The organism is Pseudomonas costantinii, assembly GCF_001870435.1.
In the GTDB taxonomy this organism is placed as follows: Bacteria; Pseudomonadota; Gammaproteobacteria; order Pseudomonadales; family Pseudomonadaceae; genus Aquipseudomonas; species Aquipseudomonas costantinii.
The window spans coordinates 1-24,064 of sequence record NZ_MDDR01000059.1 but is presented as its reverse complement, the minus strand read 5'-3'; the positions used below and the strand labels follow the sequence as shown (position 1 = coordinate 24,064).

Sequence of the window (24,064 nt, the reverse complement as noted above, 5' to 3'; positions counted from 1 at the left end):
GTTACGTAATCTTCCTTTACATCCTTTTCATCGATGCGGCCCAAGACAATCGGGCCAAAAACAATGTCCCAAACACCTTCGCTTATGCTCTCTAAACCTACTATTTCATGCTTGAGCACATTACCCACATAAATTCTGAGCCGCCCTCGGTAAACCACCCCATTGGAGTCCACCCGGTAGGCTTCCACATGAGTCGGATATCTCATTTTCGGTAGCTGTTCCGGATACATTCGCTGGGAGTTTGTGTAACAAGAACCAGGTGTTTTCTGCCCGAGGGCCTCATGCACCCGTTCATGATTGTAATGCTGTATGAAAAGATCAAAGTGTCTCTGTTGAGCTCCCCAATCGACCTCTGGTGGTCTTGGTAGCGTGCTTTTCAGCGTTCGGTGCATGCGCTCATGCCGCCCGTTTTGCTCTGGTCTGCCTGGCTGAATCCGTTCGTGGATGATGCCTAAGCGCGCCCACCAGATCGATAACTGGGATAACCCTGCGCGCCCGCTACTGGCAAAGGGAACACCATTATCTGTGCGGATCCGTTCAGGCATCCCATACGTTTTGAATAGGCGTTCGAAGGCTGCCTTGGCCTCCTGAAAGGTCGTGCTGGGCATGCTTTCACATGCCAATAAAAAGCGACTCGCGTGATCCATTACGGTCAAGGGGTAACACCAGGCACCATCCCCCGTCAGGTACTGACCTTTGTAATCGGCACTCCAGAGCTGATTGGGGTTATCGGCTTTCTGAAGAGGTTTGGGATAGACCGCTACACGCTGACGCAACGGTCGTGGCGTCACCAACCCTGCCTTTTTCAGCACGTTATAGATTGTGGTTTTGGAGGGCGGCGGCTGATCAGGAAAACGCTCAATCAATGCCATCTGAATTTTCTTTGGCCCCGCCGTGGTTGGCCCTCGCGCACGTAGCTCAAGAATGGCCTCTTTGACCGCAAAGGGCACAGCTTGGCTCTGGGAATGCCGCCTGCGACTGCATTCCTTCAAGCCATTAACGCTGTCTGCGTTATAGCGTGCCACCCACTTGTAACCGGTCTTGCGACTGATGCTATGAGCCGCACAAAGCTGGCTGAAATTAAGTCGCTCGGACAAATAGTCGGCAATGAACATCACTTTCAGATCCATAGGTTTCAGCTCTCGCCACGGCATGGTCAGATCCTCGGAATCGACCAGTACCAGTTAAAAACTGTTACCTATGTGCTTGAACTGATTTGTTACCTATGTGGGTGAGTCATACCCAAGAGCCCTTTTGGTTACTTTTGGGGCTCTTTTCCAAAAGTGACCCGCTGTAAGAGCGGAACCAATACCAGCCACAACCGCAGCAACGGATATGTACTCAGCGGCCTAGCGACAACCATAGAGACCCGATGCCTATCGCAGGCAAGCCAGCGCCCACATGCTTAACCACACTTCAAGTCAAGCCATGTGGGGCACGGCAATCAGCAAGATTGCCGTGCCATGGGCGAGCGTCGCCGGCAGCACGCCGTAGCGCATGCGCACCAGCGCGCAGGCCAGCCCTTCGATCAAGGTAAACAGCAACACCGGCCAGCCCAGTTGGGTGACGCTCAAGGCCAGGAACGCATGGCAGGCCGCAAACGCCACACCGCTGATCAACGCCGCACGCAACGGCGAGACCTGCTGTTCCAGATACCCCTGCAAAAATCCGCGAAACAACACCTCTTCCAGCGCATTGGCACCATAGGCCAATACCACCATGCCCGGCAGCCACACCCAGTAGCCGTGGATCTCGGACGCCGAGATACCTTGGTAAACACGCAGCGGAACACCGATCAAACAGCCAACAACGATACCTACAGCCAGGCCAATGCCGGGGTTGCCGATAGACCAACGGATCAGCCGCCACAGCTCCGGCGCGATACGGGCGAGCAGTATTATCAGCAACACCGACAGCCCGCCCAACGCCGCCAGCACAAAGGCATTGTTGGTAAATGCGATCTGTACCTCGCTACTGAGTGCCCACATGCCCAACGGGGTCATCGCGTCGCGCATCAATACAAACGCCGCGAGCAAAATCAGGATGCGCATCGCGGGCTGCGCCTTCGGCGTCAGCATGAACCACAGGCCAAACAGCAGCAGGCCAGGTGTCAGATAGGTTACGTATTTGGTCAGTACCAGAATGCCTTCGGTGATCAAGATCCTGGCTCCCGGCCGTATCGATTAAGGCGCTGCCACTCATCTACCACATCCCCCAGGGTCTTGGGGATGTCGTTGCGAATCCAGGCCATGAACGGCCGGTCGAACTTGAACGCCGGGCCGCATTGTTCAAGCATGAAACGGCGTACGTTCTGGGTGTTTTTGTAGTGGAGGGTCACGGGCGTGGCGCGGGTGATGGGGTCGCTGTGCCAGTCAAAATCCATTTTGGCTCTCGGGTGGTTTGTTGTTTCGGCAGTAGCATAGCGATGTGCTATTTGCGCCGGAAGCACTACGAACATCCCGCGCCACTTATTTACAGTGTTGGGACGTCGTATAAGAAAATTTACTTTTTATGATGCTTTAAAGCCTAATCTTTTCAAGATATTTCAAAATTTCACTTTCCTTCCCAGTCGAAAATATTGCATGGTTGTACGACGACTTAAATAGCCGTGTCCACCCCAACAACAATAAGGAAACACCCATGCCAAATGTCAAAGTGCTGATCGGTTTTCTGTGCCTGTTCACCGGTTACGTTGCAGCCGCACCTGCCACCGCCGAAAAGGATGTGGCCCAAGCGGTCGACCAACTGACCCAAGCCATGCTGCACTTGGACCTCAAGCAGCTTCACGCGTTGACCTCCGACAAGCTCACCTACGGCCATTCCAGCGGCAAGGTGCAGAACAAGGCGCAATTTATCGCCGACCTTGAAACCCACACCAGCGCGTTCAAGACCCTGGAAATGCAAAACCAGAGCATCACCCTGGACGGCGACACCGCGCTGGTACGCAACCACTTTCACGCCCTGGCCGTGAACAGCGGCGTCGAAGTACCGACCGATATCGACAATTTTCAGGTCTGGCAGAAACAGAAAGGCCAATGGCTGCTGATCGGTCGTCAGGCTTACAAATACTGATGACTATCGGTGGGCCGCCTACTGTCGGTTCACCACTCCACCACTTTGCGTACCTTCACCAACGCCTCGCGCAGCGCCGGCATCTCCACCGAACCGAGCGCCAGGCGTAGCGCATGCGGTACATAAGCCGAGACCGCAAACGGCTCGGCGGTGGACACTGAGATATTCTCGCGCTGCAAGGTCATGGCGATCTGATCGGCGCGGGCATCTTCCGCCAGGGGTAACCACAGAAAGTACGACGACGGATGGCTGATGTAATCCACCCCCTTCAATACCTGCGCCGCCAACACTTGTCGCGCCTGGGCATCCTGGCGCTTTTGCGCTTCCAATTGGGCGACGGTGCCGTCCTCGATCCAGGCCACAGCAATAGCACTCATCACTCCCGGCACGTTCCAGGTGGTGGCCATGATGGTGCGTTCCAACACCTTCACCCACGCCGTCGGCGCCGCAATAAAACCGAGCCGCAAGCCGGTGGCAACACTCTTGGAAAGACCGCCCACATACACCGTGCGCTCCGGCGCGAATGTCGCCAACGGCGGTGGCGCGTCTGCGGCGAGGAATGCGTAGGCCGCATCCTCGATGATCATCAAGTTGTGCTGGCGGGCGATGGCCACCAACTGTTCGCGTTGTTCCAGGCTCATCACCCAACCCAGTGGGTTATGCAAGGTCGGAATGCTGTACACGGCGCGAACCAGGCGTTTGCGACACAGGCGGTGTAAAAACTCCAGGTCCGGGCCGCTGGCGGTGACCGGGATCGCGACGAGTTCCAGGTGCAGGGTTTCGGCCAGTACCTTGAACCCCGAATACGTCAATGCGTCGACGGCGATCACATCCCCGGGTTTGAGCAACGCCATCATCGTCACTGCCAAGCCGTGTTGAGCGCCGCTGACCACCAACACCTGCTCAGCCTCAACCGTCAGCCCGCGACTCAACAGATGCCGCGCCACCGCGGCACGCTCATGCAAGCGGCCGGCATGGGGCTGGTAACGCAGCAGGGCTTCCAGGTCACCCGACAGTGCGAGTTGACGCAACGCAGCGCGCAATAGATCAGCCTGGCCCGGCAGCGAGGGGTAGTTGAAGTTGAGGTCGAGCATGCCGGTCGCGACGTTCATCTGCCCACTGCCCTGCCCTGGCGGCAACGAAATCTCGCGCACAAAAGTGCCACGTCCGGTCTCGCCACTCACCAGGCCCATGGCCTCAAGTTCGGTGTACACCCGGCTGGCAGTGACCAACGCCAAGCCATGGTCGGCGGCCAATTGCCGATGGGTGGGCAGGCGCGTGCCGGGCGACAGTTTCCCGCTGCGGATGTCCTCGGCAAAGGTGTCGACCAGCGACTTGTAGCGGGCGCGCGGCATAGGCGATGTATCCATGACAATTTTTTGATTGTCTTAATCTTCACTCCTAGGATGGCGCGTACGCAACCCCTCCTTTTCGAGTCCGCCCTCATGGAACGTACCTCACCGCTCAACACCCTGGACAACAGCACCCAGGGTTGGATCAACGGTTTTATCGGCGTAGTGATTTTCAGCGGTTCACTACCGGCCACACGCCTGGCGGTGATGGAATTCAACCCGGTGTTTCTCACCATGATTCGCGCCACGCTCGCCGCCCTGTTGGGGCTGGGCCTGTTGTGGCTGTTCAAGGAGAAACGCCCTGCGCGTCATCAATGGGTACCTTTGGGGATCGTCGCCCTTGGCGTGGTGATCGGTTTTCCATTGCTCACGGCCCTGGCGCTGCAGTACGTCACCTCGGCGCACTCAATCGTGTTTATTGGTCTGCTACCGCTGGCGACGGCTGTATTTGGTGTTCTGCGTGGCGGCGAACGGCCACGCCCGGTGTTCTGGCTGTTTTCGATTCTCGGCAGCGTGTTGGTCATGGGCTATGCCTTCGCCCAAGGTTTGAGCGCCGCACCGGCTGGCGACCTGCTGATGCTGCTGGCGGTGCTGGTGTGCGGTTTGGGTTATGCCGAAGGCGCCAAGTTATCGCGCAGCCTGGGCGGTTGGCAGGTGATCTGCTGGGCGCTGGTGGTGTCGCTGCCGGTGGTGGCGCCCTTGAGCCTGATCCTCGCGCCGTCGACCTTGACCGGCATCAGTCTGCCGGCCTGGCTGAGCCTGGGCTATGTGTCGCTGTTCAGCATGCTGATCGGCTTTGTGTTCTGGTATCGCGGCCTGGCCCAGGGCGGTATTGCCGCCGTCGGCCAGCTGCAGTTGCTGCAACCTTTCTTCGGCCTGGCGCTGGCGGCGGGCCTACTGCATGAGCAGGTCAGCCTGGGCATGGTGCTGGTGACAGTCGCGGTGATCGGCTGCGTAGCCGGGGCGAAGAAATTTGCGCGTTAGCGTTGTGGCGCCACCATCTTGAATTTGATGTTGATGTCATTGGACACCACGCTGTTGCCCGCCCACTCGCCGTCGCCAATCTTGAAGTCGCCGCGTTTGAGCACAAACTCGCCGTCAAACACGCCGATACCGCTCTGCTCCTTGAGCAGCACATCGATATCCACCGGCCGCGTGATGCCCTTGATCGTCAGTTTGCCGCTGATTTTGTAGCGGTTATCTCCCAGCGCGATGGCACCATTGGACTCGAACACGCCCACCGGATAGGTCGCGGTATCGAACCAGCCCGGCTGTTGCAGCTGGGTATTGGCGTCCTGGCTACCGGCATCGATGCTGGCGAGCTGGATCTTCAGCAGCGCGTGCGCCGCCCCTGGATTTTGCGTGTCGAACGTCAGAGTGCCTTCAAAGTCGCTGAAGGTGCCGTACACCTGCTGCCCGAACTGTTGGAACGTGAAGCTGATCTTGCTCGCCGTACGGTTGACGTCTTTGTACTCCACGGCCCGGGCGTTGGAAGCGCAAACAAAGACTAGAACCAACAGCAGGGCTGAGAACATTCGACGCATCACGGAACACTCCACAAGAGAAAAGGACACAGGTGCCGAGCTAACACCTCATCCCATGAATTTATTCCCATCAGCCGCGTGTGCTGCTAAACAGAGTAGTCGCCCCAGAACAATAAGGACTTTGCATGCACACCGCTTCTCTGCAGGACATTACCGCGCCGCAAGGCATTTGCTACGGCTGCGGTGGCAGCAATCCCCATGGCCTGCACATCAAGAGCCGTTGGGACACCGATGGCGTCCATGTCATCGCCGAACATCAACCGGACGCAAAATACAGCGGCTGGCCGGACCTGGTCTACGGTGGCCTGATCGCCATGCTGGTGGACTGCCACTCAAACTGGACCGCCATGGCCTACCACTACCGCGCCGAACAGCGTGAGCCCGGCAGCTTACCGCGCATCGACTGCGTGACCGGCAACCTCGGGATCAAATTTATCAAACCCACGCCCATGGGCGTCACGCTGACCCTGCGCGCCCGCGTCGAAGGTGAAGTTGGGCGCAAAACCCGCGTGGTCTGCGAGGTGTACGCCGGCGACGTGCTCACGGCCATCGGCGATTCAGTGTTCGTGCGCGTCGACACCGGACAATTGGCCGACGCCGCCCATGGTCGGCAGGCTTGATCCTGGTCTACATTGACTGCCACCGCTAATCGAGGATTGCACCGATGACTCGTCTCACCGCGAAGGACTTTGCCCCCGAACTGCTGGAACTCTACGACGGCTACGCCCACGGCAAAATCAACCGCCGTGAGTTTCTCGACCGCGCCGCACTGTTCACCTTCGGCGGCCTCACCGCCTCGGCCCTGCTCGCTGCCCTGAGCCCCAACTACGCCCTGGCCGAGCAGGTGAAATTCACCGACCCGGACATCGTCGCCGACTACATCACCTACCCCTCGCCCAAAGGTAACGGCACCGTACGCGGCTACCTGGTACGCCCGGCCAAAGCCACCGGCAAACTGCCCGCCGTGGTGGTGGTGCATGAAAACCGTGGCCTCAACCCGTATATCGAAGACGTCGCCCGGCGCCTGGCCAAAGCCGGCTTTATCGCATTGGCACCGGATGGTTTGACGTCCGTCGGTGGCTACCCTGGCAACGATGAAAAAGGCGTGGAGCTGCAACAGAAAGTCGACCCCGAAAAACTGATGAACGACTTCTTCGCCGCCATCGAATGGCTGATGCACCACGACACCAGCACCGGTAAAGTCGGTATCACCGGCTTCTGCTATGGCGGTGGCGTGACCAACGCGGCGGCGGTGGCCTACCCGGAATTGGGCGCGGCGGTGTCGTTCTATGGGCGCCAGCCGGAAGCCAAGGATGTGCCGCGCATCAAGGCGCCGATCATGCTGCATTACGGCGAACTGGATACGCGGATTAATGAGGGTTGGCCGGCGTATGAGAAGGCATTGAAGGCGGCCGGTACGACGTATGAAGCGTTTATCTATAAGGGTGCCAATCACGGGTTTCATAATGATTCGACGCCACGGTATGACGAGGCGGCGGCGAATTTGGCGTGGGAGCGTACGTTGGGATGGTTCCGTAAATACCTGACATAAAATGCAATCCAAATGTGGGCTTGATCGCTAAAGCCAGGTGACAGCTGGCGTGCGCCCTCCACAACGCGTCGCCCATTGTCCCGAGACATCATCTTCGCCCATGGATGGGGATGATCGGTCGGGTTGTGCAGCCATCCGTAAAATTTCACCGTACTGCCATGCACATAAACGTGTACTACATGACTTTGGGAAACGCCTGCTTCCCTCAGTAGCTCAAGGCATCATGATTCAAAGCAACATCAGCGAGGATTTGAAGATGCCCTGTGAAACCTGTCAAAAACCGGATGAGAACGTCATCTGGTTGAACTTCGGTATCAAAATTATCAGCATCCCTTCCGCTCAACTGTGCCCGCAAGAGCAAGACCTCTATCGGTTCTTTTTCGAGAGTGGCCTAGTGTGGAGAGTGGACCATAAAGATGCCTATGGTCAGTTCTGGTTATGTGTGCAACATGACGAACAGCGATATGAACTGCTCACACCACTCCCCGGCACTTACCGAAAAGTCCCCTGCGACCCGGCCTACCCGGTACCTAAATTTTGACCGCTTCGCACAACCAGCCCTTGAACGCCAGCATTGCTGAGGTTTCAGCCCGCGACTGCAAGCGCGTCAACCAGTAACTGCCGGTGGTAATTCCCACGCCGAACGGCTGGCGGATGACATCCGTCGCCAGTTGCCGCGAAAACATCATCGCCGGGGCCAGTGCCACGCCAATGCCTTGCAGCGCCGCTTCCATCATCGCCAACGACGAATCGAAGACGATACTGCGCGGTAGCAGGGTGTCGGCGGGCAACCCGGCGGCCTGGAACCACAGGTTCCATTCATCGGCGCGGTAGGAGCGCAGCAAGGTGTGTTTCAACAGGTCGGCCGGCGTACGTAACTGCTCGGCCAGCGCGGGCACACACAGCACGGTCAGCGGTGCCTCCAGCAGTTGGCAAGCATCAGTGCCATGCCAGGCGCCGGCACCGAAACGGATCGCGTAATCGAGACCTTCGGCGGCCACATCAACACGGTTATTGTGGGTGGACAGGCGCAGGTCGATAAACGGGTAGCGCTTCTGAAAATCCGGCAAGCGTGGCAGCAACCAGCCTACAGTGAAGGTGCCTACCGCGCCCACCGTGAGCACTTCGCGGTAATGCCCGCCTTCGAACTGGCTGAGCGTCTGGGCGATGCGATCAAACGACTCGCGCACCACCGGTAGTAAGGTTTCGCCTTCGCTGGTGAGCATCAAGCCCCGTGGCAGGCGTTTGAACAAGGTGACATTCAGTTGGGCCTCAAGGCTTTTCACCTGATGACTGACCGCCGCCTGGGTCACGCACAACTCGATGGCCGCCCGGGTAAAGCTCAAGTGGCGGGCCGACGCCTCGAATGCGCGCAAGGCATTGAGCGGTAAATGGGAACGCAGCATGCTTAAACCCAAAATTTTCTAATGGCTGGTGCGAGATATCATCGTTTGCCGCAAGGGTAAAATCCACCTAGATTTGCCACGCCTGCGCAGGCCTTGATCGTCAGTGACCCCCTACATGGAAGCGAATCACCATGAATCTTAACGTACAAAAAATTCTGATCTCAGCCTTATTTCTCGGTTCAGGCACCTGCATGGCCGCAACCGATATGCGCACGCTCGTGGACAGCCGCGTTGAACCGCTGATGCAACAACAAGGCATCGCAGGCGTGTCGGTGGCCGTGGTCAACAAAGGCCAGGTTCAATACTTTAACTACGGCCTCGCTTCCAAAGAAACAAAGCAGCCTGTTACCGAAGACACCCTGTTTGAAATCGGCTCGGTGAGCAAAACCTTCACCGCGACGCTGGGGGGTTACGCCCAGGCAACCGGCAAGCTCAAGCTGTCGGATACGGCCAGCGAACACCTGTCCGCCTTGGAAGGCAGCGCCTTTGACAAGATCAGCCTGCTGCAATTGGCAACCTACACGTCAGGCGGCCTGCCACTGCAGTTTCCCGACGCTGCCGACAGTGCCGAGACCATGCTCAATTACTTCCAGCACTGGAAACCCACGTACGCTCCCGGCGCACAGCGGCTCTATTCCAACCCAAGCATCGGCCTGTTTGGCTACCTCACGGCGCAAAGCCTTGGCCAGCCCTTCGACGTTGCGATGCAGAAAACCCTGCTGCCCAAGCTGGGCTTGAACAACACCTACGTCAGAGTGCCCGCCGACAAATCAGGCCAATATGCCCAAGGCTATGACAAGAACCAGAAACCTGTACGCGTCGACCCTGGTGCACTGGACAGCGAAGCCTACGGCATCAAGACCAGCACCCAGGACCTGGCCCACTACGTGATGGTGAACATGCACCCGCAGACCCTGGCCAAGCCGCTGCAACAGGCCATCGCCACCACACACACCGGCTATTACACCGTCAATGGCATGACCCAGGGCTTGGGCTGGGAGTCCTACCCCTACCCGATCACGCTGCAGGCGTTACTTGACGGTAACTCAACCGAAATGGCCATGCAGCCGCACAAGGTCAACTGGCTGACACCGGCACGGGCGCAAACGGACAACGTGCTGTTCAACAAAACCGGCTCTACCGGCGGTTATGGTGCGTACGTGGTGTATGTGCCGAGCAAGGATATGGGCGTGGTGATTCTGGCGAACAAGAACTACCCGAATGCCGAGCGGGTCAAGGTGGCTCATGCGATCTTGAGCGCGATGGATCAATAATCCAGGCGAAGCACTAATGTGGGAGCCGGGCAAGCCCTGCTCCCACATTGTTTTATGGCGCGGCTTACATTCCAAGCCAGTGCGGCAACGCCAGCGAGATAAACGGCAAGTACGTAACCATGATCAGGAACACCAACAGGATCATCAGCCACGGCAGCGCCGCGCGAATCGTCTGGCCGAGCGTCAACCCCGTCACCGCCGAGGTCACGAACAGGTTCAGCCCTACCGGTGGGTGCACCAGGCCGATTTCCATATTGACCACCATCACAATCCCCAAGTGAATCGGGTCGATGCCCAGCTTCATGGCGATCGGGAAGAAGATCGGCGCCAGGATCAGCACGATGGCTGACGGCTCCATAAAGCTGCCGGCCACCAGCAACACGATGTTGACCATGATCAGGAAACCAATCGGCGTCAGGCCTTCGGAGATCACCCAGGCGGTGATTTCCTGCGGGATTTGCTCGGTGGTCAGCACATGGGCGAAGAGCATGGCGTTGGCGATGATAAACATCAGCATGATCGCCAGTCGCCCGGACTCCAGCAGCACCTTGGGGCAGTCGCGAAACTTCATGTCCTTGTAGATGAACAGCGCGACAAACGCCGAGTACACGGCCGCCACGGCTGCCGCTTCGGTCGGGGTGAACATGCCGCTGTAGATCCCCCCGAGGATGATCACCAGCAACAACAAGCCCCAGAATGCCCGGCGCGCGCAGGTCAGCCACTCACGAAAAGTAGCCCGAGGCTGCGCCGGTAGCTTCTTGATGCGCGCAACAATGTAGATCGCGACCATCAGCATCAGGCCCAGCAACAGCCCCGGAATCACCCCCGCCATAAACAGCTTGCCGACCGACGTTTCCGTGGCCGCCGAATACACCACCATCACAATCGACGGCGGAATCAGGATGCCCAGGGTACCGGCGTTGCAGATGATCCCCGCGCCGAACTCCTTCGGATAACCGGAGCGCACCATCCCCGCCACGGCAATCGAACCGACTGCCGCCACGGTCGCCGGCGACGAACCGGACAACGCCGCAAACAACATGCACGCCAACACCGCCGCAATCGCCAGGCCGCCACGGATATGCCCGACACACGCGTTGGCAAAGTCGATCAGCCGCTGCGCCACGCCACCGGTGGTCATGAACGCACCGGACAGCAGGAAAAACGGAATCGCCAAAAAGGTGTAGGCGTCGGAGGTTTCAAACAGCTTGATCGCCAGCGAACTCACCGAGTCCTGGCTGAACATCAAAATCGACACCGCGCCGGATAACCCCAGGGAAATCGCAATCGGCACGCCGAGGAACATGAACACGAACAACAGCAAAAACAGACAGAGCACGGCCATCAGTGACGCTCCTCATGGCTGCCGGCCAACTTGCTGGCCTCACCAGCCTCGTCGGCCAGCCCCAACCCGACCTGACGGTGGGTGAATATGCGGTAGAAAATTTCCAGGTAGCGAATGAACACCAGGGCAAAACCGATGGGCACGATCACCACGATGTCGCCGACATCAATGCCGTATTGATCAAGGTCTTCGGCACCGATATGGGCAGTCATCACCGCGCTGACCCACTTGTAGCTGGCGACCATGAACAACCCGGCATAGGCCAGGCAGCATAGGCACGCGAGCATGCCGAGGAGGCGTTGCACCGGGCGTTTGGTCAGCTTCACCAGCGCGTCCACACCAAGGTGGCCGGCGGTGCGTACGCCGTAGGAAATGCCGAAGAAAATCAGCCAGCCGAACATGGCCTTGGTCAACGCCACACTCCAGGTCATGTCCTGGGCCCAGGTCATGGTGTGGTCACCCAGGGCGTTGAAGAAACTGCTGCTCAAAGCCCACTTGTCGGCCAAGGCAAAGAACAGCGTGTAGATGTTGTTGAGCATGACGTAGACGAATGTCACCAGGGTCATCGCGGCCAGCAGGAAGGCAATAAAACCTTCCTCCAGATGCTCCCAGACGCGCCTTAGCGTTTGCATGGCAAAACCTCGCGAGGCAAGTTAGATATCAGCATGAAAACCGGTTCGACATGTGGGAACGGGCTTGCTCGCTCCCACATTGGATTTCGGCGAGCCCTGGAGTTACTGGTTCGACTGGTCCGCCGCCTTGATCAGGTCAGCCCCAATTTCCCCTTCGAACTTCTGCCACACCGGGCGCATGGCTTCCCGCCAAAGCTGGCGTTGCTCGGGAGTCAACTCGATGATTTCGCTGGTCTTGGCGTCGATGATTTTCTGCTTGGCCGACTGGTTCAGCGCCTCAGCCTGCTTGTTCACCTCGACAGTCACCTCGACCATGATCTGGTCCAGGGTGCTGCGGATATCCGGCGGCAGGTCGTTCCAGAACTTGGCGTTGGTGATCACCATGTAGTCGATCAGGCCATGGTTGGACTCGGTGAAGTACTTCTGCACTTCGTTGACCTTCTGGCTTTCATAGTTCGACCAGGTGTTCTCGGTGCCGTTGACGGTGCCGGTCTGCAGGCCTTGGTACACCTCGGCAAAACTCATCTTGCGCGGGTTGGCGCGAATCGCCTTGAACTGCTCCTCCAGCACACTGGAAGCCTGCACGCGGAACTTCAGGCCGCGCGCATCCTTAGGCTCATGCAGCGCTTTGTTCGAGGAGAGTTGCTTGAGACCGTTGTGCCAATAAGCCAGGCCGAGGATGTTCTTGCCCTGCATCGAGGTCAGCAGCTCTTTGCCTTGGGCAGCCTGGAAGCGGTCGACGGCGGCCAGGTCATTGAACAGGAACGGCAGGTCGTAGATCTGCACTTGCTTGGTGTATTGCTCAAACTTGGCCAGGGACGGCGCCAGCATCTGCACATCCCCCAGCAGCAGCGCTTCCATTTCCTTGCCATCACCGAACAGCGACGAGTTCGGGTACACCTCGACCTTGACCCGACCCGGCAGGCGTTCTTCGGCGAGCTTCTTGAACAACAAAGCGCCCTGGCCTTTGGGGGTGTTTTCGGCCACCACATGGGCGAACTTGATGACAATCGGGTCCGCCGCCTGGGCCAGGCCCGCAGCAAACAAAGTGGCGGCGCACAGCAGCGCCCGAGAAAGCTTGAGCATGGAAAATCACCTTCTTATTGTTGTGTTGTAGGGCAAGGTGCCTGATGTCACGCGTGTAGAGAATTTCGAATTTTAGATACCTGCGTTCGGCGTAGATGAACACCGTACAGTTGAACAGCAGAGACCCCATGTGGGAGCTGGCTTGCCTGCTCCCACATTTAGTTCCCGGTTCGCTCAAGGAGCCTTTGCGCACGCAGGAGAACCGGTGCGTCGACCATCTGGCCATCCAGTTGATAGGCCCCTGCACCATGAGCACCGGCCGCCACCACCCGCTGTGCCCACGCCAGGTCAGCAGCGCTCGGCGCCAGGGCTTCATGAATCACCACGACCTGCTTGGGATGGATGCACAGCGCTCCGGCAAAGCCCATTTCATAAGCATGTCGGATCGAGCGGCGCAGGCCTTCGGGGTCGTCGATGGCCGGGTGTACGCCGTCCAATGGCGCGACCAAACCGGCCGCGCGCGAATGCACGATCAGCGCCAGACGCGCCTGGTCCAGGGCGAACTGGGCGGCTGGGGAGTTGCTGCTCAGGTTCAAGTCCAGCGCCAGGTCCAGGCCGCCGAAAGACAGGCGCTCGACCTGTGGCGCATGGGCGATCTCGGCCACGGCCAGCAAACCCCGCGCACTTTCGATAATCGGCCAAATCACCTTGCCGGTGGCGGCCACCACCGCTACCTGGGCGGCACTCTCCACCTTCGGCAACAGCACGCCCGCCACATTTGAATGGGCTTTGCAGAACGCCACATCTTCAAAATGCTCGACATGCTCCGGCGCATTGATGCGCACCCACACCTGGGCATTCGGATTACCCGTCAAAAACGCGCCAAGGTTATCCCGCGCCTGGCGCTTGAGCGGCTCTTCCACGGCGTCTTCAAAATCCACGATCACCGCATCGGCGCCACTGGCCAAGGCTTTGGAAAACCGCTCCGGGCGGCTTCCGGGCACAAACAAGGCCGAACGAACTAAAGGCTTTGGCATCACTTGAATTCCTTATTAGATAATGCCGCGCGCACGCAGGCTGTCGATGGTTTCACCCGAGTAACCCATCTGATCAAGGATCGCCTGGCTGTGTTGTCCCAGCGCTGGAACGGCGTCCATACGCGGAGTAAACGCGGCATTGCGCGCCGGAGGCAGCAACGACGGCAATGGTCCGGCGGGGCTTGCGACTTCGCGCCAACTGTCCCGCGCCTTGAGTTGCGGGTGGTCCCACACGCCTTGCATGTCGTTGACCCGGGCGCTGGCAATCTGCGCGTCTTCCAGGCGCTGGATCACCGCCTCGGCGTCGAGCGCGGCGAAGCTGTCGACAATGATCTGGCGCAGTACCTCACGATTGGCCGAGCGCTTGAAGTTGGCGGAAAAACGCTCGTCCGTCGCCAATTCCGGCGTGAGCAGTACCTTGTCGCAAAACGCCGCCCATTCGCGCTCGTTCTGCAAACCCAACATCACCGTGCCGCCGTCACCGGTGGGGAACGGCCCATAGGGGTAGATCGTCGAATGTGCAGCCCCGGCACGCGGGGGCGGTGGTGCGCCGTCGAACGCGTAATACATCGGGTACCCCATCCACTCCACCAGGCTTTCCAGCATGCTCACGTCGATGCGGCTGCCCTTCCCCGTCTTGCCGCGCAACAGCAATGCCGAAAGGATGCCGCTGTAGGCGTACATGCCCGCAGAGATGTCAGCGATGGAGCAACCGGCCTTGGCCATCTGATCCTCACCGGGGCCGCCGGTGACCGAAAGAAAACCGCCCTCGCTCTGGATCAACAAGTCATAGGCCTTCTTCTTCTCGTACGGCCCACCTTCGCCATAACCGGAAATATCGCAAACGATCAGCCGCGGAAAACGCTCATGCAGCGCCTCGAACGACAGGCCCATGCGCGCTGCAGCTCCGGGTGCAAGGTTCTGCACCAACACATCGGCATCAGCCAGCAAGGTTTCCAGGATATCGCCGGCCTCGTCCTGTTTGAGGTCCAGGGTCAGGCTTTCCTTGGAGCGATTGGTCCACACGAAATGCGAGGCCAAGCCACGCACACGCTCGTCATAGCCCCGGGCAAAGTCGCCGGCGCCTGGGCGTTCGATCTTGATCACGCGCGCGCCGAGGTCCGCCAGTTGACGGGTGCAGAATGGCGCGGCAATCGCGTGTTCCAGGCTGACAACGGTGATGCCGTCCAGCGGTCGTTGATTAGTCATGACGGTTCCTCAAAGCCAGTGGGCCATGGACTCAGCGTTACGCAGGTTCCAGACCTTCTCGATCAGTGCATCGGCCTGGGCCGGAGTGCGGGCGCCGCTGAATTGGGTGAGGCGCTGGAATTTATCCGCCAGCTCCGCCCGGCTCAGGGTGTTGCCCGGGTCGCCCTTGGGTTCGTCGATGGCGCCGTGCAATGTGCGGCCATCGGTGGTGGTGACGGTGACGCGGCCCAACCAGCGTTGCGGGTAGGCGCCGTCGACTTCGGGATCGAGGGTCATGCTGACTTTGTCGCGGAAGGTGCCGACGGCGGGATCGGTGAGCGCCAGTTCGTGGAACTCAGTCAACCCGGCCTTGCCGTACACGGCGATCAGGCCGAGCACGGTGCCCATGGAAAACTTCGCTTGGTGCACAGAAGCAGGCACTTTCACCCGCCCAAGCACATCAATCGCACCTTGATGGACACGGGTTTCCACTCGGGCGATATCTACGGCATTCAGGCCTTCGCGCTGCATCAGGTCCAACAGCGCATCGGCGGCAGGATGGGTATGACGGCACGAGGCGTGGAACTTGAACGAGGTTTCCAGCAGCGCCCAACGGCTGCCCAGGTCGGCGGACAATTTGCTGGGTTCGGCATCCGTCGACATACCTGCCGCCAAACCTTGATCACCTTCGAGGATGTTACGCGCCCCCGTCAGCCCATCCGCCGTCAGGTAGGCGGCGAGCAAGCCATCCGCCGCCGCCTTGGCCGTGTGCAACTGTTTGGAGTCGGCGGCATCGCGCAGGAACTCCCACAGCCCTGCGGCCTGGGTACCGGCGCTGCCGAGCAGGTTGATGAACTGCTCTTCGTTGAAATCCAGCAGTTTGCCGACAGCCACGGCCGCCGCCAGGGTGCCGACGGTGGCCGTGGTGTGAAAAATGCGGTAGTGAGAACGGCCCATGAATTCGCCGATGCGAATCCCGGCTTCATAGCCCGCCACCGAGGCCAACAGCAATTCCCGGCCGGACTTGCCGAGGTCTTGGGCAGCGGCCAAGGCGGCTGGAAATACCACGGTGGCCGGGTGCAGCACCGAGCTGTTATGCAGGTCATCCTGCTCCACCAAATGCGATGAAGCGCCGTTCACCAACGCAGCGAAATACGCACTGCTGCTGCCGCCATTGACGATCACCTGTGCCGGGCCATCAGCAGGCCCCATCTTCCGCGCATAGCGCTCGAACAACGGAATCGGGTGCGCGCCCTTGCTGGCCAGTGCCGAAGCCAGCCAATCCAGATAAAGGTCTTCGGTGCGTGCCAACACGCTTTCGGGTAACTGCTCGTAACTCAAATCGGCGAGAAACCGGCACAGGGCTTGGGTATGGCTCATGCTCAGGCCCTCAGAAGCTGCGTGGCAGTTCGAGCAAATGCTCGGCCACGTAGGACAGGATCAGGTTGGTGGAAATCGGCGCCACCTGGTACAGGCGGGTCTCGCGGAATTTGCGCTCCACGTCGTACTCGCAGGCAAAACCGAAGCCGCCGTGGGTTTGCAGGCAGGCATTGGCTGCTTCCCAGGACGCCTTGGCCGCCAGGTACTTCGCCATGTTGGCACTGGCCCCGGCATTCGCGCCGCTGTCGTATTCCTCGCAGGCACGCCAGCGCATCAGGTCCGCCGCTTCAATTTCGATGTGCGCTTCGGCTATCGGGAACTGCACGCCCTGGTTCTGCCCGATGGGCCGACCAAACACCACGCGGTCGCGGGCGTAAGCGCTGGCCTTTTCGATAAACCAGCGGCCGTCACCGATGCACTCCGCGGCGATCAGTGTGCGCTCGGCATTCAGGCCGTCGAGGATGTAGCGAAAGCCCTTGCCCTCCTCGCCAATCAGGCTGTCGAGCGGCAGTTCCAGGTTGTCGAAAAACAGCTCGTTGGTTTCGTGGTTGACCATGTTTGCAATGGGTTGCACCGTCAGGCCGTTGCCGATGGCCTCGCGCAGGTCCACCAGGAAGATCGACATGCCTTCGGACTTTTTCTTCACCTCGGCCAACGGCGTGGTGCGTGCCAGCAGGATCATCAGGTCGGAATGCTGCACCCGCGAGATCCACACTTTCTGCCCGTTGATCACGTACTTGTCGCCGCGTTTGATCGCGGTGGTCTTGATCTTGGTCGTGTCGGTGCCGGTGGTCGGCTCGGTGACAGCCATCGATTGCAGGCGCAATTCGCCGCTGGCGAGCTTGGGCAAGTAGAAGCTTTTTTGCGCCTCGCTGCCATGACGCAACAGGGTGAACATGTTGTACATCTGGCCGTGTACGGTGCCGGAATTGCCGCCGCAACGGTTCACTTCCTCAAGGATCACCGACGCTTCGGCCAGGCCCAGGCCGGAGCCGCCGTAGGCTTCGGGGATCATTGCCGACAGCCAGCCCGCGTCGGTCAGCGCCTTGACGAAGGCTTCGGGGAAACCCTTTTCTTCGTCGATCTTGCGCCAGTAAGCCGCATCGAATTCAGCGCACAAGGCGCGCACGCCTTCGCGGATGGCATTGAGTTCTTCGTTGTCATTCGGGTTCATGTAACGGCTCTCCGCCTGTTGTTCTTGGATTATTCGAAATGCACTTCGGCCTTTTGCGCCAGGCCGTCAGCGTTACCCGCCCACAGTTCGGCGACACCGCTTTGGGTGATGCGCCCGCCCACGTCAAACGGCTGCGGCGCGATCAACGGGCGCACACCACGATAGGCAAAACGACGCAAGGTCGCGTCGGGATGAGCACGGCAAAACGCACGCAGGCTCAAGGTGGCAATCAGCGGCCCATGCACCACCAGCCCCGAATAGCCTTCGGTGCCGGTGACGTAGGGGTAGTCGTAGTGAATGCGGTGACCGTTGAACGTCACGGCGCTGTAGCGAAACAGCAAGGTCGGCGTGGGGTCGACGGCTTCCTGCCATTCGCCCTGAGCCAATGCTTCGCCGCTGCCCTGCTTGGGCGGTGTGGGTTCGCGGTAGACGATGTCCTGTTCTTCGCGGATCGCCAGGCGACCGTCTTGGGAGTAGTCATGACGCACCGTGACAAACAGCAGCGAACCGGTGCGGCCGGTCTTTTCTTCGACCTGGGTGATGGTCGACACCCGAGTCGCTGCCTCACCGGCACGCAGCGCATGCAAAAACTCGAGACGCCCACCGGCCCACATGCGATTGCGGTTATCCGCCGGCGGCAAGAACCCGCCACGGGCTGGGTGACCGTCACCGCCCAGGGCCGATTCCGGCAGTGGGTCCTGGAAAAAGCACCACTGCCACAGCGGTGGGACGGCTTCGCCGTCTGCCGGCACTGCCTCGCCGAATGTCGCGGCGATGCGCTTGAGCAGGTTATGGCTCAGGTGATCGTGGGCGGTTTCACTTCGGCCGATCCAATCGGTAGCGCTCATCGGGTGCAAGTCCTCGGGCAGTGGGTGTCTGCGCTGGATCATGCAAGCGCCCGCCCGTTCTGAGAATTTGCATTTCAATAAACCAGCGTTCGGCTATGCTGAACGCTCCAATCCCTGATGCTCCAACCCGCGTAGCCACGGGGGATTATTTATTCGGGAGTTTTGCATGCACTTCGATCTCGCCGACCTGCGCCTGTTTATCCATATCGCCGAATCGCCTAGCCTGACCCAGGGTGCCAAACGCGCATTCCTGTCGCCAGCTGCCGCCAGTGCGCGGATCAAGGCGCTGGAAAGCCAACTGGATACGCGCCTGCTGTACCGCGACAGCCGTGGCGTGGAGATCACCCCGGCAGGCGAACGACTGCTGCATCATGCGCGGCTGATCATGCGCCAGGTGGACTACTTGAAAAGTGAGTTCACCAGATACGGCGTGGATTCGGCCGGGCATATCCGCATCTTCGCCAACACTACGGCGGTCACCGAATTCCTCCCCGAAGTGCTCGCTGGTTTTTTGTCCCAACGCCCCGGGGTCACTGTCGACCTGCAAGAGCGCCTATCCCGCGATATCGTGCGTGGCGTGCTCGATGGCACCAGCGACATGGGCATCATCGCCGGGCCGGTCGAAGCGGCAGGGTTGCAGGTGCTGCACTTCAGCACCGATGAACTGGTGCTGATGGTCCCCGTGGGTCATCCCCTGGCAGACCAGCCTTCGGTGACGTTGGAGCAAACCCTCGCGTACCAGCACATCGGCCTGCACGAAGGCAGCACGCTGTTGAGCTTCCTGCGCGAACACGTGGAGCGCGTCGGTAAGCACTTGTCACTGCGCATCCAGGTGTCGAGCTTCGAGGCGATCTGCCGGATGGTCGAGGCTGGCGTGGGCATCGGCATCATTCCCGAATCCGCCGCCGTACGGCACAGCCGGACCATGCAGTTGGTGGCCGTCAAGCTGGATGAGCCGTGGGCGATTCGCGAACGCAGTATTCTGGTGCGCGAGCTGGAAGCGTTGCCCGGCACCATTCGCGCGTTGATTGCCACCTTGATGCCCGCTTAACAATCTTTGACAGTTTCCCGACAAAGCTCCCAAAGATTATTAGCCTTCGCAGCCCTAACATTCGAACATCCAAATCGTCACCCGGGTGTTCTTCATGTTTCGCACATTGCGCGGTATTCCGCTGTTGGGTTGCCTGCTGGGCAGCCTCGGCTGCCATGGACAACCGCCCTCCCCGCCGCCGATTCCCAAAGGTGATTACGGCGCGATCATTCGCTACCTGCAAGCCCGTATTCCGCGGGACATCGCTCGGGAAAATGTGCCCGGTCTGTCGATTGCCCTGGTCAATGGCCAGGAGCTGATCTGGGCCCGAGGCTTCGGCATGGCCGACAAGGCCCAGGGTGTACCGGTGACGCCGAACACGGCCTTTCGCGCCGGCGGCATCGCCAAACTGCTCACGGCTACCGCAGCGTTACAGTTGGTCGAGCAACAGCGCCTGGCCATGGACGCCCCCATCCAGCAAACCCTGCGCGAGTTCTACGTGCGTTCGCGCTTTCACAGCGATCAGGGCGCGGCTGACCGCGATATCACCTTACGGCGTTTGCTCAGCCACCAGTCCGGTTTACCCAGCGAGCACCTGCGCGACCTGCGCAGCACCTTTGCCATGGGCCAGATGCCGATGCGCGTATCCGGTGTTTGGCTGAGCAGCCCGCCGGGCTCCCAAGTGGCCTACTCCAACCTTGGCTACTCCTTGGTGGGCGCTGCCATTGAGCGCAGCAGCGGCAAAAACTTCGAAGTTCAGTTGCAAAGCAGCCTGCTCAAGCCATTGGAGATGAATCAGTCGAGCTTTGTCGGCACCGGCACGCAGTTGAGCTACCGCGCCTTGGGCTACGAGAATGGCGTTGCCAGTACCGATGCCCAAGTGCGCGACCTCGCCGCCAATGGTTTGTGGGCCAGCCCCAAGGACCTCAGCCATTACGTGCAGATGCTGTTCGCCCATGGTCTGTATAAAGGCAACCAGGTGCTGGGCCGCGTTTCGATTGATGAAATGTTCACCCAGCAAAATACCGGCAACGCCCTGGATTTCGATTGCCAGATGGGCCTGGGCTGGTTCCTGGCACCTTGCGGCGATGAACCGGTCGGCCCCGGTGTACGCACTTATCAGCACAGCGGCGGTGGCGACGATTTTGCCGCGCAGTTGACCCTGCTGCCGGACCAGCAATTGGCCGTGATCATCATGGCCAACGACAGCAACGCCGAAGAGCTGGTCGCCAGCCTGACCACCGACACCCTGCGCCTGATGCTCCAGGCGCAAACCGGCGACCCCGTATGCGCCGACGACTGCCAGGCACCCAGCCATGGGCTGAAGTTGCGCCACGTACCGGCCGCCATCGATCGCAAACGCCTGGCAGGGTTTTATGCCACGGCCTGGGGCGTGTTCCGGATCAGGGATGACAATGATCGATTGTCCGGAGAACTGGCCGGTTTCGACTTCGAGTTATTGCGCGACGACCACGGCTGGCTGCGCGCGCAGAAAAAAGTCTTGGGGTTCTGGCTCAAGGACCTCGGCGAACTGGGCCGCGTACAACTGGATGTGGTCACGGTGCAAGGCCGCCAGATGCTCACCGCCCGCAGCCACGGCCAACGCATTGCCATCGGCGAACGTATCGATCCACCGCCGCTGCCCCTGGCCTGGGCCGACACCATCGGCACCTACCAAGTGCTCAACACCCATGAGCCCGACGCACCGTTGAGTGGTATCAGCGTACGCCTGGAAGAAGGCTTCCTGGTGATTCGCGGTCAACTGCACAACGAGCCGCTGACCGACTACATCCTGCTCCCCGTCGACAACGCCCACGCAGTACTCGCCGGCAATGGCTATGGCCTGGGCGACACCGTGAGCCGGCAGGTCAATGGGCTCAGCGCCTCGGGCTATTCCTTTAAACGTACGCAATCCCCCCAAAAACCTTTGTTTTTTTAAAATGGACGAACACCTTTATGCGCTCAAAAAACCTTTGCCTGTCGCTCACCTCACTGTGCCTGCTGGCCAGTGCCGATTGCGCGCTTGCCGAAGACTGGCAATACACGCTCAAGGCCGGCATCGCTAACACGCCTCGCTACAGCGGCAGCGACGAACGCACGACCGCGCCGCTGCTGGGTGGCAAAATTATCAGTCCCTGGGGGATTTTCCTCGACACCGATACGGGGTTGGGCTGGGGTTACAAAGATGACGCCCTGACTTTCAGCACTTATGTGGGCGTCAGTGGCTCACGCAAGGATAAAAATGAAAGCATGCATGCAGGCTCAAATCGCCTCAAGGGCATGGGCGAGATCAAGGCTCGCGGACAGGTGGGTATCAAGGCCAGCTATAACCTGGGCGGTGTCATTGTCGGCGCAACCCTGGAACATGCACTCAAGGAAGATGACCACAAGGACACCGGCAAAGCGTACACCCACCTGGCATTGAGCCTGGGCACCAACCTCTATAAGGGCAACTACGGTTCCATCGACGCGAGCGTCATCAGTCACTTTGGTGACCGTAACTACCTGCAAACCTGGTACGGCGTCACCACCGGCCAGGCCGCGCAAAGCCGTTTCAAGGAATACAAGGCCGGTGCGGGCAATATCAGCAATGGCATGAGCCTGGCGTGGAGCTTGCCAATCAGCGAGCACACCAAGTTCTCGACCTTGCTGGATGTGCAGTACCTGGCGGATGAAGCGGGCAAGAGCCCGATTGTGGAGCGACGGTTGCAGACGTCGCTGATGGGGATGGTCGAGTACACCTTCTGATCTGGTAACCCTATGACTGCCGGGGCGCGCTTGTTGTGGCGAGCGGGCTTGCCCCGCGTTGGGCTGCGAAGCGGCCCTAAAAGAGAGTGTCAGATTTTTTGTGTGCGGGCCGGTAGCGGCCTGCCTTCAGGCAGGCCTTGGTTTTACCAGGTCGGTCTGATAAATCGGTCTCCGTACAGGATCGCAAACTGGTTCATCGCATTCTTCCAATCATGAGCTGCGCTGCCCCAGTTCGCAGTGATATTGCGTAAGCCCAGCCAGATCAACTTTGTCGCTGCTTCGTCCGTCGGGAAGTGGCCTCGGGTCTTAATGATCTTTCGCAATTGAGCATTGATACTCTCGATGGCGTTCGTTGTGTAGATCACTTTTCGTATCGCCGGGGGAAACACGAAGAACGGAATGACGCGATCCCAAGCGCGCTTCCAAGCAGCTACCACCGTCGGATATTGCCTGCCCCAAGGCCCTGTTTCGAAGGCCAGAAGCGCTTGTTCGGCCGTGTCCGCGTTAAGCGCTTGATAGATCGGCTTCAGTGCTTTTGCCAGTTCGCGACGCTTATCCCACGGTGCGTACTCAAGGCTGTTACGGATCAGATGAACGATGCAGGTCTGCAATGTCGCGTCAGGAAACACTGCAGCCAGGGCTTCGGGCATGCCTTTCAGACCGTCAGTTACCGCAATCAAGACGTCCTCGACACCCCGGATCTTCAGGTCATTGAAGACTTTCATCCAGAACTTAGCGCCTTCGGTTGTCTCAATCCAAATGCCCAGAATATCTCGCGTGCCGTCTGGTAAAACACCCAGCGCCAAGTAGATAGCCTTGTTACGTACCAAACCTTCATCGCGAATTTTGACGCGTAAGGCATCGAAGAAAATCACTGGGTACATCGGCTCAAGCGGCCGTTGTTGCCAAGCGGTGACTTCCTCCAAAACGGCGTCGGTCACCGAGCTGATGAAGTTGTGCGAGACGTCTGTTCCGTACTGTTCCGACAGAAACGCACGGATCTCACGCACCGTCATGCCTCGGGCGTACATCGCAATGATTTTGTCGTCAAAGCCGGTAAAACGGCGTTCATGCTTGGGGATCAAGATCGGCGCAAAGCTTCCATCGCGATCTCGGGGAATATCCAGGCGAAGTGGGCCGTCATCGGTCAACACTGTCTTACCGCTTTTTCCGTTGCGCTGATTGCTCGACTCCTCAGGGCGCTCCGCGCCCTGAGGATAGCCAAGGTGATGACCCAGTTCGGCACCGAGGGCTCGTTCGATGAGCGCCTTTTTGAACGCCATCGAGGCGTCCTGAATGGCTTCGGCACTCATCGGGCCACTGACGAACTGGTCGATCAGCTCTTTTGGAATCGATGGAAGGTCGCGCTGGGCCTCACGGGCCGGTTTCTTTTTGGTCGGCATACATGCACCTCTTCAACATGTTATGCCCGAACACAAAATTTATGACAGTCCCC

At 59.4% G+C, this 24,064-nt stretch carries 24 protein-coding genes; 9 read left to right on the top strand and 15 right to left on the bottom strand.

Annotation, left to right across the window (positions count from 1 at the left end):
• The 3 genes from BFL40_RS29610 to BFL40_RS29600 all read right to left on the bottom strand — a co-directional run.
• Positions 1-1,154, bottom strand: a 1,154-nt coding sequence (locus BFL40_RS29610; protein ID WP_071487272.1) for an integrase core domain-containing protein, incomplete at its 3' end; no start/stop codon positions are given.
• Positions 1,155-1,421: 267 nt separating this feature from the next.
• Positions 1,422-2,159 carry a CPBP family intramembrane glutamic endopeptidase gene (locus BFL40_RS29605; RefSeq protein ID WP_071487271.1) on the bottom strand — a complete coding sequence of 246 codons (738 nt, stop codon included), beginning with the start codon at positions 2,157-2,159 and terminating at the stop codon, positions 1,422-1,424.
• Positions 2,156-2,383 carry a DUF6434 domain-containing protein gene (locus tag BFL40_RS29600; RefSeq protein ID WP_071487270.1) on the bottom strand — a complete coding sequence of 76 codons (228 nt, stop codon included), beginning with the start codon at positions 2,381-2,383 and terminating at the stop codon, positions 2,156-2,158. Before BFL40_RS29600 ends, BFL40_RS29605 begins: the two co-directional genes overlap by 4 nt.
• A gap of 257 nt (positions 2,384-2,640) precedes the next feature.
• On the opposite strand from BFL40_RS29600, the gene BFL40_RS29595 reads away from it, so the two are divergent.
• Positions 2,641-3,072: a nuclear transport factor 2 family protein gene (locus BFL40_RS29595; RefSeq protein WP_071487269.1), complete on the top strand. Its 432-nt coding sequence runs from the start codon at positions 2,641-2,643 to the stop codon at positions 3,070-3,072.
• 29 nt (positions 3,073-3,101) lie between these two features.
• Here BFL40_RS29595 and BFL40_RS29590 read toward each other — a convergent pair whose 3' ends face one another.
• Positions 3,102-4,427, bottom strand: coding sequence for an aminotransferase-like domain-containing protein (locus tag BFL40_RS29590; RefSeq protein ID WP_071487268.1), 1,326 nt, complete (start codon positions 4,425-4,427; stop codon positions 3,102-3,104).
• Between the two features lie 90 nt (positions 4,428-4,517).
• Here BFL40_RS29590 and BFL40_RS29585 point away from each other — a divergent pair, with 90 nt between their 5' ends.
• Positions 4,518-5,408: a DMT family transporter gene (locus BFL40_RS29585; protein WP_071487267.1), complete on the top strand. Its 891-nt coding sequence runs from the start codon at positions 4,518-4,520 to the stop codon at positions 5,406-5,408.
• Here the strand turns inward: BFL40_RS29585 and BFL40_RS29580 are convergent.
• Positions 5,405-5,968, bottom strand: a complete 564-nt coding sequence (locus tag BFL40_RS29580) for a YceI family protein (RefSeq protein WP_139213486.1) — start codon at positions 5,966-5,968, stop codon at positions 5,405-5,407. The two genes, BFL40_RS29585 and BFL40_RS29580, sit on opposite strands and share 4 nt — an antisense overlap.
• A gap of 125 nt (positions 5,969-6,093) precedes the next feature.
• On the opposite strand from BFL40_RS29580, the gene BFL40_RS29575 reads away from it, so the two are divergent.
• The 3 genes from BFL40_RS29575 (at position 6,094) to BFL40_RS34155 (ending at position 8,061) form a co-directional block, all read left to right on the top strand.
• The gene (locus BFL40_RS29575) at positions 6,094-6,588 is read left to right on the top strand and encodes a PaaI family thioesterase (protein ID WP_071487266.1); all 495 of its coding nucleotides are present in this window, start codon (positions 6,094-6,096) and stop codon (positions 6,586-6,588) included.
• A gap of 44 nt (positions 6,589-6,632) precedes the next feature.
• The gene (gene yghX / locus BFL40_RS29570) at positions 6,633-7,520 is read left to right on the top strand and encodes a YghX family hydrolase (RefSeq protein WP_071487265.1); all 888 of its coding nucleotides are present in this window, start codon (positions 6,633-6,635) and stop codon (positions 7,518-7,520) included.
• Positions 7,521-7,743: 223 nt separating this feature from the next.
• On the top strand, positions 7,744-8,061 hold the full coding sequence (locus tag BFL40_RS34155) for a hypothetical protein (RefSeq protein WP_071487264.1): 318 nt from the start codon (positions 7,744-7,746) through the stop codon (positions 8,059-8,061).
• On the opposite strand, the gene BFL40_RS29560 is transcribed toward BFL40_RS34155, so the two are convergent.
• Positions 8,051-8,926, bottom strand: coding sequence for a LysR family transcriptional regulator (locus tag BFL40_RS29560; RefSeq protein ID WP_071487263.1), 876 nt, complete (start codon positions 8,924-8,926; stop codon positions 8,051-8,053). The genes BFL40_RS34155 and BFL40_RS29560 overlap by 11 nt on opposite strands.
• Positions 8,927-9,057: 131 nt before the next feature.
• On the opposite strand from BFL40_RS29560, the gene ampC reads away from it, so the two are divergent.
• Positions 9,058-10,200, top strand: a complete 1,143-nt coding sequence (ampC, locus tag BFL40_RS29555; RefSeq protein ID WP_071487262.1) for a class C beta-lactamase — start codon at positions 9,058-9,060, stop codon at positions 10,198-10,200.
• A gap of 64 nt (positions 10,201-10,264) precedes the next feature.
• On the opposite strand, the gene dctM is transcribed toward ampC, so the two are convergent.
• From dctM to BFL40_RS29515, 8 genes are all read right to left on the bottom strand, one after another.
• Positions 10,265-11,545, bottom strand: a complete 1,281-nt coding sequence (dctM, locus tag BFL40_RS29550) for a C4-dicarboxylate TRAP transporter large permease protein DctM (protein ID WP_071487261.1) — start codon at positions 11,543-11,545, stop codon at positions 10,265-10,267.
• A complete protein-coding gene (locus BFL40_RS29545; RefSeq protein ID WP_071487260.1) occupies positions 11,545-12,177 on the bottom strand; it encodes a TRAP transporter small permease in 633 nt (210 codons plus the stop codon). Before BFL40_RS29545 ends, dctM begins: the two co-directional genes overlap by 1 nt.
• Positions 12,178-12,279: 102 nt before the next feature.
• Complete coding sequence (locus BFL40_RS29540; protein ID WP_071487259.1) at positions 12,280-13,263, bottom strand: TRAP transporter substrate-binding protein; 984 nt, start codon at positions 13,261-13,263, stop codon at positions 12,280-12,282.
• 158 nt (positions 13,264-13,421) lie between these two features.
• Positions 13,422-14,240: an HpcH/HpaI aldolase/citrate lyase family protein gene (locus BFL40_RS29535; RefSeq protein WP_071487258.1), complete on the bottom strand. Its 819-nt coding sequence runs from the start codon at positions 14,238-14,240 to the stop codon at positions 13,422-13,424.
• 15 nt (positions 14,241-14,255) lie between these two features.
• Entirely contained in the window at positions 14,256-15,449 is a 1,194-nt protein-coding gene (locus tag BFL40_RS29530) for a CaiB/BaiF CoA transferase family protein (protein WP_071487257.1), read from the bottom strand.
• A gap of 9 nt (positions 15,450-15,458) precedes the next feature.
• On the bottom strand, positions 15,459-16,808 hold the full coding sequence (locus tag BFL40_RS29525) for an MmgE/PrpD family protein (RefSeq protein ID WP_071487256.1): 1,350 nt from the start codon (positions 16,806-16,808) through the stop codon (positions 15,459-15,461).
• Between the two features lie 10 nt (positions 16,809-16,818).
• Positions 16,819-17,982 carry an acyl-CoA dehydrogenase family protein gene (locus tag BFL40_RS29520; RefSeq protein WP_071487255.1) on the bottom strand — a complete coding sequence of 388 codons (1,164 nt, stop codon included), beginning with the start codon at positions 17,980-17,982 and terminating at the stop codon, positions 16,819-16,821.
• Between the two features lie 29 nt (positions 17,983-18,011).
• Positions 18,012-18,830, bottom strand: a complete 819-nt coding sequence (locus BFL40_RS29515) for an HTD2 family dehydratase (protein ID WP_071487254.1) — start codon at positions 18,828-18,830, stop codon at positions 18,012-18,014.
• Between the two features lie 166 nt (positions 18,831-18,996).
• On the opposite strand from BFL40_RS29515, the gene BFL40_RS29510 reads away from it, so the two are divergent.
• From BFL40_RS29510 to BFL40_RS29500, 3 genes are all read left to right on the top strand, one after another.
• Positions 18,997-19,881 carry a LysR family transcriptional regulator gene (locus tag BFL40_RS29510; RefSeq protein ID WP_071487253.1) on the top strand — a complete coding sequence of 295 codons (885 nt, stop codon included), beginning with the start codon at positions 18,997-18,999 and terminating at the stop codon, positions 19,879-19,881.
• 94 nt (positions 19,882-19,975) lie between these two features.
• Positions 19,976-21,799, top strand: a complete 1,824-nt coding sequence (locus tag BFL40_RS29505; RefSeq protein ID WP_071487252.1) for a serine hydrolase domain-containing protein — start codon at positions 19,976-19,978, stop codon at positions 21,797-21,799.
• Between the two features lie 17 nt (positions 21,800-21,816).
• A complete protein-coding gene (locus BFL40_RS29500) occupies positions 21,817-22,608 on the top strand; it encodes a MipA/OmpV family protein (protein WP_071487251.1) in 792 nt (263 codons plus the stop codon).
• A 143-nt stretch (positions 22,609-22,751) separates the two neighbouring features.
• Here BFL40_RS29500 and BFL40_RS29495 read toward each other — a convergent pair whose 3' ends face one another.
• The gene (locus BFL40_RS29495; protein WP_071487250.1) at positions 22,752-24,011 is read right to left on the bottom strand and encodes an IS256 family transposase; all 1,260 of its coding nucleotides are present in this window, start codon (positions 24,009-24,011) and stop codon (positions 22,752-22,754) included.
• Positions 24,012-24,064 lie beyond the last annotated feature (53 nt).

Bases quoted from the DNA above. Each gene is read 5' to 3' on its own strand.
- BFL40_RS29520 (WP_071487255.1), bottom strand. From the start codon at position 17,982: ATGAACCCGAATGACAACGAAGAACTCAATGCCATCCGCGAAGGCGTG.
- yghX (WP_071487265.1), top strand. From the start codon at position 6,633: ATGACTCGTCTCACCGCGAAGGACTTTGCCCCCGAACTGCTGGAACTC.
- BFL40_RS29545 (WP_071487260.1), bottom strand. From the start codon at position 12,177: ATGCAAACGCTAAGGCGCGTCTGGGAGCATCTGGAGGAAGGTTTTATT.
- BFL40_RS29540 (WP_071487259.1), bottom strand. From the start codon at position 13,263: ATGCTCAAGCTTTCTCGGGCGCTGCTGTGCGCCGCCACTTTGTTTGCT.
- BFL40_RS29505 (WP_071487252.1), top strand. From the start codon at position 19,976: ATGTTTCGCACATTGCGCGGTATTCCGCTGTTGGGTTGCCTGCTGGGC.
- BFL40_RS29535 (WP_071487258.1), bottom strand. From the start codon at position 14,240: ATGCCAAAGCCTTTAGTTCGTTCGGCCTTGTTTGTGCCCGGAAGCCGC.
- BFL40_RS29600 (WP_071487270.1), bottom strand. From the start codon at position 2,383: ATGGATTTTGACTGGCACAGCGACCCCATCACCCGCGCCACGCCCGTG.
- dctM (WP_071487261.1), bottom strand. From the start codon at position 11,545: ATGGCCGTGCTCTGTCTGTTTTTGCTGTTGTTCGTGTTCATGTTCCTC.
- BFL40_RS29580 (WP_139213486.1), bottom strand. From the start codon at position 5,968: ATGCGTCGAATGTTCTCAGCCCTGCTGTTGGTTCTAGTCTTTGTTTGC.
- BFL40_RS34155 (WP_071487264.1), top strand. From the start codon at position 7,744: ATGATTCAAAGCAACATCAGCGAGGATTTGAAGATGCCCTGTGAAACC.
- BFL40_RS29530 (WP_071487257.1), bottom strand. From the start codon at position 15,449: ATGACTAATCAACGACCGCTGGACGGCATCACCGTTGTCAGCCTGGAA.
- BFL40_RS29585 (WP_071487267.1), top strand. From the start codon at position 4,518: ATGGAACGTACCTCACCGCTCAACACCCTGGACAACAGCACCCAGGGT.
- BFL40_RS29595 (WP_071487269.1), top strand. From the start codon at position 2,641: ATGCCAAATGTCAAAGTGCTGATCGGTTTTCTGTGCCTGTTCACCGGT.
- BFL40_RS29590 (WP_071487268.1), bottom strand. From the start codon at position 4,427: ATGCCGCGCGCCCGCTACAAGTCGCTGGTCGACACCTTTGCCGAGGAC.
- BFL40_RS29560 (WP_071487263.1), bottom strand. From the start codon at position 8,926: ATGCTGCGTTCCCATTTACCGCTCAATGCCTTGCGCGCATTCGAGGCG.
- BFL40_RS29510 (WP_071487253.1), top strand. From the start codon at position 18,997: ATGCACTTCGATCTCGCCGACCTGCGCCTGTTTATCCATATCGCCGAA.
- BFL40_RS29575 (WP_071487266.1), top strand. From the start codon at position 6,094: ATGCACACCGCTTCTCTGCAGGACATTACCGCGCCGCAAGGCATTTGC.
- BFL40_RS29515 (WP_071487254.1), bottom strand. From the start codon at position 18,830: ATGAGCGCTACCGATTGGATCGGCCGAAGTGAAACCGCCCACGATCAC.
- BFL40_RS29525 (WP_071487256.1), bottom strand. From the start codon at position 16,808: ATGAGCCATACCCAAGCCCTGTGCCGGTTTCTCGCCGATTTGAGTTAC.
- BFL40_RS29500 (WP_071487251.1), top strand. From the start codon at position 21,817: ATGCGCTCAAAAAACCTTTGCCTGTCGCTCACCTCACTGTGCCTGCTG.
- ampC (WP_071487262.1), top strand. From the start codon at position 9,058: ATGAATCTTAACGTACAAAAAATTCTGATCTCAGCCTTATTTCTCGGT.
- BFL40_RS29495 (WP_071487250.1), bottom strand. From the start codon at position 24,011: ATGCCGACCAAAAAGAAACCGGCCCGTGAGGCCCAGCGCGACCTTCCA.